12 protein-coding genes are annotated in these 13,052 nt (G+C 43.9%); all 12 read right to left on the reverse strand.

Translation table 11 applies throughout. The annotated features are described in order from the left end of the window. Positions 1 to 175: 175 nt before the first annotated feature. Positions 176 to 613 (reverse strand): MarR family winged helix-turn-helix transcriptional regulator, encoded by a 438-nt coding sequence (locus AB5706_RS00310; protein ID WP_330602502.1) that lies wholly within the window; start codon positions 611 to 613, stop codon positions 176 to 178. A 99-nt stretch (positions 614 to 712) separates the two neighbouring features. Continuing rightward, the gene (locus AB5706_RS00315) at positions 713 to 2,473 is read right to left on the reverse strand and encodes an acetyl-CoA carboxylase carboxyltransferase subunit alpha (protein ID WP_368365644.1); all 1,761 of its coding nucleotides are present in this window, start codon (positions 2,471 to 2,473) and stop codon (positions 713 to 715) included. Then, the gene (locus tag AB5706_RS00320) at positions 2,463 to 3,827 is read right to left on the reverse strand and encodes an acetyl-CoA carboxylase biotin carboxylase subunit (protein WP_148462174.1); all 1,365 of its coding nucleotides are present in this window, start codon (positions 3,825 to 3,827) and stop codon (positions 2,463 to 2,465) included. Before AB5706_RS00320 ends, AB5706_RS00315 begins: the two co-directional genes overlap by 11 nt. A 36-nt stretch (positions 3,828 to 3,863) precedes the next feature. Further along, positions 3,864 to 4,292 carry a 3-hydroxyacyl-ACP dehydratase FabZ gene (gene fabZ, locus AB5706_RS00325; protein ID WP_118578791.1) on the reverse strand — a complete coding sequence of 143 codons (429 nt, stop codon included), beginning with the start codon at positions 4,290 to 4,292 and terminating at the stop codon, positions 3,864 to 3,866. A gap of 121 nt (positions 4,293 to 4,413) precedes the next feature. Continuing rightward, positions 4,414 to 4,950: an acetyl-CoA carboxylase biotin carboxyl carrier protein gene (gene accB, locus AB5706_RS00330; RefSeq protein WP_118578789.1), complete on the reverse strand. Its 537-nt coding sequence runs from the start codon at positions 4,948 to 4,950 to the stop codon at positions 4,414 to 4,416. Positions 4,951 to 5,056: 106 nt separating this feature from the next. Then, positions 5,057 to 6,295: a beta-ketoacyl-ACP synthase II gene (fabF, locus tag AB5706_RS00335; RefSeq protein WP_227200596.1), complete on the reverse strand. Its 1,239-nt coding sequence runs from the start codon at positions 6,293 to 6,295 to the stop codon at positions 5,057 to 5,059. Next, entirely contained in the window at positions 6,292 to 7,032 is a 741-nt protein-coding gene (gene fabG / locus AB5706_RS00340) for a 3-oxoacyl-[acyl-carrier-protein] reductase (RefSeq protein ID WP_227200587.1), read from the reverse strand. The genes fabF and fabG overlap by 4 nt, the downstream gene beginning before the upstream one ends. 148 nt (positions 7,033 to 7,180) lie before the next feature. Next, on the reverse strand, positions 7,181 to 8,107 hold the full coding sequence (fabD, locus tag AB5706_RS00345) for an ACP S-malonyltransferase (protein WP_148462170.1): 927 nt from the start codon (positions 8,105 to 8,107) through the stop codon (positions 7,181 to 7,183). Then, a complete protein-coding gene (gene fabK, locus AB5706_RS00350) occupies positions 8,100 to 9,038 on the reverse strand; it encodes an enoyl-[acyl-carrier-protein] reductase FabK (RefSeq protein WP_118578783.1) in 939 nt (312 codons plus the stop codon). The genes fabD and fabK overlap by 8 nt, the downstream gene beginning before the upstream one ends. A 145-nt stretch (positions 9,039 to 9,183) precedes the next feature. Further along, positions 9,184 to 9,408, reverse strand: coding sequence for an acyl carrier protein (gene acpP, locus AB5706_RS00355; protein ID WP_118578781.1), 225 nt, complete (start codon positions 9,406 to 9,408; stop codon positions 9,184 to 9,186). A 282-nt stretch (positions 9,409 to 9,690) separates the two neighbouring features. Continuing rightward, positions 9,691 to 10,659, reverse strand: coding sequence for a beta-ketoacyl-ACP synthase III (locus AB5706_RS00360; RefSeq protein ID WP_368365645.1), 969 nt, complete (start codon positions 10,657 to 10,659; stop codon positions 9,691 to 9,693). A gap of 147 nt (positions 10,660 to 10,806) precedes the next feature. Beyond that, positions 10,807 to 13,038 (reverse strand): Ig-like domain-containing protein, encoded by a 2,232-nt coding sequence (locus AB5706_RS00365; protein WP_368365646.1) that lies wholly within the window; start codon positions 13,036 to 13,038, stop codon positions 10,807 to 10,809. Positions 13,039 to 13,052 lie beyond the last annotated feature (14 nt).

Raw genomic sequence — 13,052 nt, forward strand, 5'->3', positions numbered from 1 at the left:
GAACGGAGTGAACAGTAACCGTAATAGAAAATATACTGCTGCAGCAGTCAGATATTTGTCTCTTGGATTTATAGTCAAACTATATGCGTCATAATCATTATCCAGATCAAAATATGGGCTTCAAAAAAGAGAAGTTCAGCTTTATCACAGTCAAAATGCCCTGGTTCTACCGATATTATGATTTATACTGTCTAAAGAAAAGGGTCAGACTGTCCAGGGCCTTGGCAAGGACAAGCGCTTCCTTCTCGTCCAGTACATCAAGCACTGCATCTGTCATTTTGCGGTGAAATTCCGCATGGTGATGATATGCCTTTCTTCCTTTCAGGGTGAGATGGATAAATACCACACGGCGATCCTGCTCACTTCGCTCCCTTGTGGCGTATCCCTTTTTTACAAGGCTGTTCATGGAAGTAGTCAGGGAACCTACGGTGATATTCAGTTTGGCCGCAATGTCGGACATTTTGTTCCCGCCAAGGCCTACAGCTTCAATAATATGCATATCATTATTCGTGATATCCTTATATTCTTCCGTAATGATCGCCTGCTCTTCCAGCTCCATAATCTCGTTGAACAGATGTACCAGTACATCATTAATAACTTCCCTGTTCTCCACTCTTTTCTCTCCTATAATGTGACAACATTATTTTCTATAAAACATTCAAGCAAATATTTACGGTAAGTATATCACAATTTGATATGTTTTTCTACAATTTTACAAATTTCTAAAACGAGTATAGCGCTTATTCAGTAATTTTTCCGGATCAAGCAACTGATAAGTTTCCAGGAATTCTTCTATTCTGTTTTTCAACTCTTCCATGGTATCTGCCATATTTTCTCTGGTAAGAGGCTGATTCTCAGGGATTACCTGCTCAATAATTCCAAGCTCCTTCAGATCTGCGGCTGTCAGCTTCATTACTTCTGCGGCTTCCTTTGCCCGTGTGCTGTCTTTCCACAAAATAGATGCAAAGCCTTCTGGTGAAAGAATTGAATAAATGGAATTCTCCATCATCCAGACCTGATCACCTACGGCAAGAGCAAGGGCTCCACCGCTGCCGCCTTCTCCGATTACAATAGAAAGCACCGGAACTTTAAGGCTGGAGAGCTCATACAGATTTCGGGCAATTGCCTCTCCCTGGCCTCGTTCTTCCGCCTCCAGTCCACAGAATGCCCCAGGTGTATCCACAAGGCAGATCACTGGTCTGTGGAACTTTTCTGCCTGCTTCATAAGCCGTAGGGATTTTCGGTAACCTTCCGGAGAAACCATGCCAAAATTATGGGCAATATTCTCTTTTGTACCATTTCCTTTTTCCTGGACAATCACAGTTACAGGCTTTCCTGCCAGGTATGCAATACCGCCAACCAGAGCCGGGTCATCACCAAAAAGTCTGTCTCCATGAAGCTCTGTAAAATAATCAAACAACCATGGAAGATAATCTTTTCCTGTTGGGCGTTCTTTGCTTCGTGCAAGAGAAACATGCTCCCAGGCAGATTTTTTTGCTGTGATTTTCGTCGTAAAATCCACATTCAATTTGCTGTTTACAGACATGCTATCAGCTGAATCAGATTTTTTTACAGAAATATTCTCTGCATTTTCCTGCCCGTCCAGACTTTCTGCGCAGTCATTTTTACAGTGCATTTTCAAGAGTCTGGCCAGTGTTTCTTTCATGTTCTTTCGTTCTGCAATCTGATCAATAAATCCATGTTCCAACAGAAATTCTGAACTCTGAAATCCTTTAGGAAGCTTCTGCCGGATCGTTTGTTCTATCACTCTGGGACCTGCAAAACCAATTAATGCACCTGGTTCTGCCAGGATAATATCTCCCAACATGGCAAAGCTTGCTGTCACACCACCGGTAGTTGGATTCGTAAGGACACTGATATAAAGAAGCCCGGAATCGCTGTGTCTTTTTAAAGCTGCGGAAGTCTTTGCCATCTGCATCAGGGATACAATTCCTTCCTGCATTCTGGCACCTCCTGAGCAGGCAAAAAGCACTACAGGCAGACGTTCCTGTGTTGCCCTTTCCACTGCTCTGGTAATTTTTTCTCCCACATTTTCTCCCATACTAGCCATGAGAAAACGGCTGTCACACACTCCAAGCACTACAGATATTCCGCCTATTTTTGCCTTTCCTGTGACAATTGCTTCGTCCAGGTTTGTCTTTTCCTGAAGCTTTTTTACCTTCTCTTCGTACCCTTTATAGGACAAAGGATTACTTATTGGCATTACCCTATCCCACTCTTCAAAGGTTCCTTCATCTGCCAGCATTTCGATTCTTCTCCTTGCATGAACACGGAAATAATTGCCGCAATGCGGACAGATATAGGCATTCTTTTTCACCTCATCTACAAATACAGCGGCCTTGCAGGCATTGCATTTCTTCAGCATACCATCCGGCACTTCTGGTTTCAGTTCTTTATCTGCACCTGCAGATTTGTTTGCAATTGTACGTTTAAAGGCATATCTAAGCTTCATTTACCTTCACTCCTCCGATCTGATGACTCTCCAGAAAGCCGATATCAAATACACCTTTCTGATAGTCCGGATCGTTCATAATTTCAAACTGATAGTCTACATTTGTATCAACACCCTGAATGATCATTTCTCCCAGAGCGCTTTTCATTTTTGCAATTGCTTCCTCACGGTTATTGCCGTGTACGATCAGCTTTGCAAGCATGGAATCATAATACGGTGGAATCTGATAACCATTGTAAATTCCTGTATCTACCCGGATTCCCTGGCCTCCGGGAAGATGAAGATCCGTGATTGTTCCAGGTGACGGGCGAAAATTTTTCCATGGATTTTCGGCATTAATACGACATTCTATAGCATGTCCCTGAATATGAATATCTTCCTGGGAAAAAGGCAGAGCTTCCCCGGAAGCAATCCTTAACTGCTCCTTAACCAGATCCAGACCGGTAACCCATTCTGTCACAGGATGCTCAACCTGAATACGGGTATTCATCTCCATAAAATAAAATTTCCCTGTCTTTTCAAGGAGAAATTCAATAGTTCCGGCATTTACATAATGTGCTGCTTTCGCCGCTTTTACTGCTGCAATTCCCATCTCTTTCCGCAGCTCTTCTGACACTGCCATAGAAGGAGATTCTTCAATCATTTTCTGATGATTTCGCTGAATCGAACAGTCCCTTTCTCCAAGGTGTACTACATTTCCATGACTGTCTGCAAGGATCTGAAATTCAATATGTCTGGGATGTTCCACAAAATGCTCGATATACATGGTTCCATCTCCAAATGCGATCTGAGATTCCTTCTGGGCTGTAAGAAATGCCAGTTCAAAGTCCTCCGGAGAGAAGGCAGTTCTCATACCTTTTCCACCGCCTCCAAGAGCTGCTTTTATGATGACCGGATAGCCAATCTGACTGGCCTCTCTTGCTCCTGTTTCCACATCCAGAATAGCTTTTGTAGTGCCGGGGATTACTGGAACTCCTGCTGCTTCCATGGTATTTCTGGCAATCTGTTTGTTTCCCAGATTCTGGATTACCTGTGATGGAGGTCCCACAAAAGTGATGCCGCACTGCTCACAAATCTGGGCAAATCTGGCATTTTCAGATAAGAAGCCAAATCCAGGATGTATTGCATCTGCACCGGATACTATGGCGGCACTGATAATACTTTCCATATTCAGATAACTTTTAACAGAAGGTCCCGGTCCAATACAGATGGCTTCGTCTGCAAGCTGCGTATGCAGGCTTTCTTTGTCTGCCTCAGAATACACTGCAACTGCTTCTATTCCCATTTCCCGACAGGCGCGGATGATCCTTACGGCAATTTCTCCGCGATTGGCAATTAATAACTTTCTGATCATAATTTCACCCTTCCGAGTATCGTTATATATATCTATCTAGCCCACCATAAAAGTAAGTTCCGCTTTCACTACAACCTTTCCATCCACAGTTGCCACAGCCTCTCCAACACCCATAGGCCCTTTCTGTTTCATGACTTTCATTTCCAGTTTTAGCTTATCTCCAGGCTGAACTTTCCCTTTAAACCGGCACTTATCAATGCCGCCAAAGTAAGCAATCCTGCCTTTGTTTTCAGGCTTGGAAAGAATCGCGACCGCACCTGTCTGTGCCAGTGCCTCCACGATCAGAACGCCTGGCATTACCGGCTCCTGGGGAAAATGTCCTTTAAAAAAATCCTCCCGGAATGTGACACATTTATAGCCAACAGCAAATTCTCCCGGTTCATAATCTTCGATGTAGTCAACCAAAAGGAACGGGTGACGATGAGGAAGGATTTCCTCAATTTGTTTTATATTTAAGTGATTCATATCTGCTCCTATTTCATTGAAAAACAAATGTATTTATCCTATTTTTGATAAAATGGTCTGCGTGTCAAAAGGGATTCTGACCTTTTAACATGGATATTATAAAATTTAGCTTCTTTCCATATCAACGGATTACAAATAACGGCTGTCCATACTCTACAGGCTGACCGTTTTCAACCAGAATTTCTGCAACTTCTCCATCAAAATCGCTTTCAATATCGTTCATCAGTTTCATAGCTTCTACAATAGCAAGAATCTGTCCTTTTTTTACTATATCTCCCACTTTTACAAAGGCAGGAGCATCCTCAGATGGAGCTGCATAGAATGTTCCTACCAGAGGAGATTTCACAGTATTTCCTGTTGGTTCTCCGTTGGAAATCATTGTATCTGAAGCCTGTTTTTTCTCACTTGCAGAAAGTTCTTTATCCGCCATTTTTCTATCTGGAGCCTGTTCTGAAATGCTATACTTTTCTCCATATACGAAACCTTTTTCTCCTGTTTCAGCACCAGATAATATGTTATTTTGCATGGTTCCAGGTATGATCACAGGTGCAATTTTATTATTTAAAGTCAGTTTCACTCCATCACTTTCATAGCAGAAAGACTCCAGATGAGAAGCTGATACATGGTCAACCAACTTTAATATCTGTTCAAATTCCATGATTTTTTCTCCTTATTTACAGCAATTTCTGCAGCAATTCATACTTTAAATGTAGCTGTTCAGTACCTTCAAAGTTACAGGCTTCGCAAACTGATATTACTCACTTTTACCTGTATTTTTTCATTAAAAGTACTGCGTTATGTCCACCAAATCCAAGAGAATTACTCATAGCATAATTTACTTCCTGCCGTGTTGGTCCGCCGATACAATAATCGAGATCCAACTCTTCTTCTGTCTCCTTTGTGCCTACAGTCTGATGAATAAAACCTTCCTCAATGGACTTCACACAGACAACAGCTTCCACACCTCCGGCGGCTCCTAAAAGATGTCCGATCATAGATTTAGTAGAATTGATTTTTACCTTCTTTGCCGCATCTCCAAGTGCTGCTTTAATGGCTCTTGTCTCAAAGAGATCGTTGTGATGTGTACCGGTTCCGTGCGCATTAATGTAGTCGATTTCTTCAGGTTGTACACCAGCTTCTTTCATGGCATCCGTCATAGCATGCGCCGCTCCGCTGCCGTCTTCAATCGGAGAAGTAATGTGGTAGGCATCGGCAGTTGCGCCATATCCCACTACCTCAGCATAGATCCTCGCACCACGTGCTTTTGCATGCTCAAGTTCCTCCAGAACAACAACTCCGGCTCCTTCTCCAATTACGAAACCGCCTCTTTCTTTATCGAATGGAATGGATGCACGATATGGATCCTGACTGGTGCTAAGAGCGGTCAGATTCGTAAATCCAGCCACACCAACCGGGCTGATCGCACCTTCCGTTCCCCCTGCGATCATAACTTCTGCATCGCCATACTGGATTGCACGAAATGCATCTCCGATACAATGTGTTCCAGACGCACAGGCAGTCACTACGTTGGTGCATTTTCCCCTTGCACCAAGCGCAATGGATACGTTTCCAGCGGCCATATTGCTGATCATTTTGGGAACAAGAAGAGGGTCAACCTTGGATGGTCCGCGCTGGATCAGTCTCTGATCTGCTGCCTCCATTGCAGGAAGGCTTCCAATGCCAGAACCCACAATTACCCCGATGCGGAAAGGATCTTCTTTTTCCATTTCAATTCCTGCATCTGCCATAGCTTCCTTTGATGCAGCCACTGCATACTGGGAAAACAACTCCATTCGTTTGGCAGCTTTAAAATCCATATAATCTTTTGCATTAAAATTTTTTACTTCTGCAGCAAGCTTCACCTTAAAATCTGCAGTATCAAATCTGGTAATTTCTCCGATTCCTACCTTACCTGTTTTTACACTTTCCCAGAAGGCCTGCACATTATTTCCCACAGGTGTTACTGCTCCAAGTCCAGTCACCACTACACGTCTTTTACTCATAACATTCCTCCGTCTACGCACAAAACCTGCCCTGTAATATATCTGGCTTCCGGTGATGCCAGGAATGCTACTGCCTTGGCTACATCCTCCGGTTCACCATAAGTTCCCATAGGAATATTCTTCAAGGTTTCTTCTTTTACCTTATCAGAAAGTACATCTGTCATGTCCGTTCTGATAAAGCCAGGAGCAACGGCATTTACGGTAATTCCTCTTGATGCAAGTTCCTTTGCTGCAGTCTTTGTGAGACCGATCACACCTGCTTTTGAGGCTGCATAATTAGCCTGTCCGGGGTTTCCGCCGATGCCAACAATGGATGCCATATTTACAATGCGTCCGCTTTTCTGCTTCAACATCTGTCTGGTCACATGACGAATGCAGTTAAAAGTTCCTTTAAGATTTGTATCTATAACCCTGCAGAAATCTTCCTCACTCATTGCCATCAGAAGCCCGTCTTTTGTAATTCCTGCATTATTCACCAAGATATCTATCTGTCCATATTTTTTTACTGTTTCTTTAATAAAAGCACCGCAGGCATCAAAGTCAGATACGTTGCACTGACTGGTTTCAGCCGAACCTCCGGCAGCAATAATCTCTGCTTTCACTGCCTCTGCTTTTTCTTTTGAACCATTATAATTTATAACTACAAATGCTCCCTTAGCAGCAAGTTCAAGAGCAATTGCTCTTCCGATTCCACGGGAAGCACCTGTTACAACTGCAATCTTTTTTTCTGCATTCATTCCTTGTTTTACTCCTGTAAAGTCAGGTGAATATCATATTTTTCCAGCACGACAAACATTAACTTTTCCTTTGTTAACCACTTCTGAATTTCTCCGTATCGGCTGCTTCTGATAATACCTGTATTATTTTAATTAACTGTTTTTGGTCTTATTTTCTACTGTGTATAAGATCTGAAATCTGTTCAAGATCTTCCACATTCTGAATATTATAGGTCTTCATTTCCGGCGCTATTTTCTTCATAAAACCAGCCAAAGTCTTTCCGGGACCAATTTCTACGAAAGTATCCACACCCTCCTGAATCATCTTTTCCACACTCTGCTGCCAGAGAACAGAGGAAGAAATCTGCCTTGCAAGAAGATTTTTTGTCTCGCTGATGTCTGTCACATACTGGGCGGTCACATTGGTCACATAAGGAATCTTCAGACCGGAAAGCTCTACTTTTGACAGTTCTTTTTCCAGTTCTTTTCCTGCATTTTGAAGCAAAGAGGAATGAAAAGGGCCACTTACTGCAAGGGAAAGTACACGTCTTGCACCGGCTTCTTTCAGCTTCACAGAAGCTTCTTCTACAGCAGGTTTTGGTCCTGTGATAACAATCTGTCCAGGGCAGTTATAATTGGCAATTTCAGCCTTTGTTCCTGCAATTGCGTTCTGGATCTTATCTGCATCAAGACCTATAACAGCTGCCATAGAGCCTTCTCCTGCCGGCACTGCGTGTTCCATAAGGATTCCTCTTTTTCGCACAGTTACTATGGCATCTTTCACACTCATTCCACCTGAAACAGCAATGGCACAGTACTCTCCAAGGCTTAATCCGGCAGTTATATCCGGATGAAGCCCACACTCCTCCACCACTTTTTCCATTGCAAGACAGGTGGTTACCAGTGCTGCCTGCGTATATTCCGTAAGGTTTAATCTGTCATTTTTTTCAAAGCAAAGAGCTTTCATATCCAGAGAAAGCCATTGACTTGCCTGGTCAAAAACCTGTCTGGCAGAGGGATACTTTTCATAAAAATCCTGTCCCATTCCAGCCTTCTGTGCTCCCTGTCCAGGGAAAAGAAATGCGATCTTACTCATAAATTCCAGTTCCTTTCAACAACGCATCCGTCTCTTTTACCAACTTTCTGATCAGTTCCTGACAGCTCATCTGCTCCTTCACAAGTCCTGCACTCTGACCAGCCATAACGCTTCCCATTTTCACATCTCCGTCTACAACAGCACGGCGCAGGCTGCCAAGCGTCATCTGCTCCAGTTCCTCAAACGGAACTCCTTCTGCCTCTTTTTTCAAGTATTCTTTTGTCATCTGATTGCGGAGAGCACGTACCGGATGACCGGTGGAACGACCGGTTACCTTTGTATCAATGTCCTTTGCTTTCAGTATCATATCTTTGTAATTCTGATGTGCCCAGCACTCTGTGGTTGCCACAAAATGAGTTCCCATCTGAACGGCTTTTGCACCAAGCATGAAGGCTGCTGCAATCCCTCTTCCGTCTGCGATTCCACCAGCTGCAATAACCGGAATGTTCACTGCATCTACGACCTGAGGCACCAGAACCATTGTGGTTGTCTCACCGATATGGCCGCCGGATTCACATCCTTCTGCCACTACGGCATCCGCTCCGCATCGCTCCATTCTCTTTGCGTGAGCCACAGAAGCAATAACCGGAATGATCTTTACTCCTGCTTCCTTCCACATTTTCATGTATTTCTCAGGGTTTCCTGCACCGGTTGTAACCACTGGAACTTTTTCTTCCACAATTACCTGTGCAATCTCATCTGCGTATGGACTCATCAGCATAATATTCACACCAAAAGGTTTATCGGTCAGTTTTTTCACCTCCCGTACCTGCTGACGAACCCAGTCTGCAGGAGCGCTTGCGGCTCCAATCAGCCCCAGCCCGCCAGCTGCTGAAACAGCTGCTGCCAGATGATATTCTGCCACCCAGGCCATGCCGCCCTGAATGATCGGGTATTCAATTCCAAGTAATTCCGTAACTTCTGTTTTCATGAAATTCTCCATTCTGTAATTCCGTTATACCATGCCCACCTATGGCAAATACATGCCGGAATCATCCTGTAAACAACATATATTTCTTGACATTCCGGCTTATTATTTATGTATACTGCCAAAGCCTGAATACAAAATTTCCAAATTACTGGCGACTCTGAAGATAGCTTTCCACATCACCGATGGTCTTAATATTCTCAAGATCTTCAGTAGGAATCTCTACCTCAAACTCTTCCTCCAGTGCCATTACCATCTCAAAAAGATCAAGGGAATCTGCTCCGAGATCTTCTTTGAAAGATGTTTCTGCTGTCATTGTACTTACGTCTGCTCCTAATGAATCTGCTGCAATTTCTTTGATTTTTTCTAACATTTTTTTGTTCTCCTTATTTTGTTTTTTAGATTTTCAAATCCATTTTTCAACTTTTTATGATTCAAAGCTTTACATGGTTGCTGTTCACTTTATATGACCAGAGTGTGTTTGAAAAAGACATTCTGCAAAATATACTGTAAAATAGGGCGCGCAGATTGCGGAAATGATTTTCAAAACGCTCTCTAACAACCTGTATTTATCAGCCTGAATTACCTGATTTCCAGAGCAAAGCAGCTTTTTTATCTGCTATAGTTTTATTTTTCAAAGCCCTGATACACATTTTTACCACTGAAGCAGGCTGGCTCCATAGGTAAGTCCACCGCCAAATCCTGAAAGGATAATCCAGTCTCCTGAATTTAATCTGCCTTTTTTATTCCACTCATCCAGGAGAAGCGGAATGCTTGCGGAGGATGTATTTCCCAGATTTTCTATATTCATCGGATACTTTTCCAAAGGTTCGTTCATGTGTTTTGCCACTGAAGCAACGATTCTTTTATTCGCCTGATGAAGCATGTAAAAGCGGATTTCTTCTTTTGTTTTTCCTGCTTTTTCCAAAACCTCCATAATCACTTCCGGAACTTTGGAAACTGCAAATTTGAATACTTCTTTTCCATCCATCTGCATGTAAGTTGAAGAAATATCTGCGTCTTTTTCTATAAATTGCTGCTGATTGCGGCTGACACAGGTAAGGGCTTCGCCTTTACTTCCAATAGAATGAACAGCCTGGGTATAGACTGCATTTTCTTCCGCTTCCAGCACCACCGCACCGGCGCCATCGCCAAACAATACGCAGGTACTTCTGTCCTTCCAGTTTGTAAGATGGGAAAGAGTTTCAGAACCAATTACCAATGCCCTGCGATAAATCTGCTGCCCCAGATAGGCTTGAGCTGTATTCAATGCCAACAGAAATCCTGTACATGCACCGTTCAGATCAAAGCAGGCTGCGTTCACTGCACCGATCAGTTTCTGCACTTCACAGGCAGCACATGGCATAATCCTTTCAGATGACATGGTAGACACCAGGAGCAAGTCAATCTCTTCCGGTCGCATTCCTGCATCTGAAAGAGCTTCCTCAGCCGCACGAGCTGCCATATAAGCAACGGTCTCTCCACCGCTTGCAATATGTCTTTGACCGATTCCGGTTCGCCCACGAATCCACTCATCACTTGTATCCATCATGTGGGACAGTTTGTCATTGTCCCACACCTGAACCGGCCTGTAGGAACCGGTTCCCTTTATTTTTCCAACCATAATACCCTCCAGGTATGTTGTGTAGTTTCTTGTTTTTAATTTAAAATAGTTTGATTATCAAAGTATATCATATTTTTGGGCTTTGTCAATAAAAAATACTGTCAAAACCAAACTTTATTTTGTTTCGGTTCTGACAGTATTTAGGGGTTATTTCTTTACTTTGACTTTGCAGGTAATTTTTTTGTTTCCTGACTTCACTGTAATTGTAGCTGTTCCTTTCTTTTTCGCAACTATTTTTCCTTTTAAATTTACTGCTGCTACTTTGGAATTGGAACTTTTATAAGTTACTTTTTGCTGGCTGGTGACTGGTGTGAGAGTAACTTTCAGCTGAAAGCTTTTTCCTTTTCTGGCAAGGATTATATTCCGTTTATTCACGGAAACAGACGTTGTTTTTACAATGCCTTTCTGCACTTTTACCTGGAAAATCCTGCGGCTTCCGTTGGTATAAGTGATGGTTACCGTTGCTTTTCCGGCTTTTTTACCAGTGATTTTGCCCTTCTTATCCACTTTGACAATTTTCTTATTGGTGGTGCGGACTGACTTTATTTTACCACCGGACTTGTAGGTTTGTTTTACCCGTAAGGTAAGTGTGGTGGTAGTTTGCACGGGTGTCGCAGTCGGCACTGGGGTTGCAGTCGGGATTGGAGTGACGCTTACAGTGGGTATCGGTGCTACGCTCGCGGTTGGGGTCGGTTCCGCACTTACGATCGGCGTCGGTTTCACGCTTACGGTCGGAGTCGATTCCGCACTTGCAGTCGGGGTCGGAGCCACACTTACGGTTGACGTCGGTTTCACGCTTACGGTCGGAGTCAGTTCCGCACTTGCAGTCGGAGTCGGTTCTACGCTTACGGTCGGAATCGGTTCTGCACTTACGGTTGGCGTCGGTTTCACGCTTACGGTCGGAGTCGGTTCCGCACTTGCAGTCGGAATCGGTTCTACGCTTACGGTCGGAGTCGGTTCTGCACTTACGGTTGGAGTGGGTATCACGCTTACGGTTGGGGTCGGTTCCGCACTTACAGTCGGGGTCGGTTCCGCACTTACAGTCGGGGTCGGTTCCGCACTTACCGCCGCAGTTGGTGTCACTGTAGGCACAACTGTAACTGCGGGCTCATTTTTCCCCTTATTATCTGCATAACTCTCTTCTGCCAGAACCGGCAAAATAAACACAGGACCAGCCGTTTCTGCTGAAGTAGTAGAAAAACTGGTATACTCCACACGCTCCTCACCAATGGTAATATATTGCCCCTTTGTAGCCCTTCCTACCAGCAAATACCGTGAAGATGGCGGGGTTCCCACATCATCCCATGTGGCATCCACCAGATACCAGTTTCCATCATCCATCTGTACATAATTCCACATGTGCGCTCCAGGAGTTCCTGAAGAAGTTCCCCTGGCTGTTCCGCTGACACAGGCACAATTTATTCCCATATAATAGCAGAAAATTTTCATGGATTTCGCATAGCCCTCGCAGACAAATGCAGGATCTGCATCCAGAAACAACGAGGCGGCAGAATGCACCCACAAAGTATTATCGTTCCTGTAAGTAACTCTCTGACAGATATAATCATGAATCCGCTTTATTTTCTGCTCCATATCCATGCCCACAGTCTGCTCATTCAGCTCTGCAACAGCACTCTGAACACCACCCATAAAATCCCCCATTCGAGTATGGGCATTCTCACTGATTTCCCTGTTCGCCGGTTTAAAGGTGAAATTCTTAAAGGTTCCCCTGTATCCGGTAGAAGAGGATCCATCCCGAACACAGCTGACCCGGTATCCATAGTTGCTGCCCCTGAACCAGAATGCCTGTGGATAATCATAGGAAAAAGCATCTGAAGCTGCCTGAATGGCTGTTTTCACATCATCGGTAGCCTGTACATAGCTTTCTCCTTTTCTCTGAAAACTGCCATCCTCAACAACTGCTTCAAATGTAATGGTATCAGGAAATTCAAAAAGAAAATCAACACTGTCCAGATACTGGCTGTAATCCACCACATAATTCTGCACCAGAAGATCATACAAGGCCTTTGCATTTCCATCCAACTGAGCACCATAGCTATCCGTGTAATAGTCCAGAGAAAAAAGGCTGATGCCGCTGTCAACGGAATCTCCTGCAATAGCACCGGAGATGATCTCACCAGATTCTTCTGCCTCAATCCTGTCATTTTCCTCTGTGGAAATTTCAGCCTGAAAGCCATTTAAATCCTCATTCCCCACTTCAGGAGCAGCTGAAAATTCCTCCTCGTTCTCCTCGTCAGCCCATATTTCTTCTACTGCCCCAAAGCCTTCTGCATCCTGCATTTCTGCGGCAACGCACAGGGGCTGAGCAGCCATGACAAATGTTGAAAGTATAACCAGTAAGCGCTTCCGTTTCTTCATTTATCCCTCTCTTT

The sequence above is a fragment of the Ruminococcus sp. RTP21484sp1_RTP21277st1_D2_RTP21277_210401 genome (assembly GCF_040924225.1).
GTDB lineage: Bacteria > Bacillota > Clostridia > Lachnospirales > Lachnospiraceae > Blautia_A > Blautia_A faecis.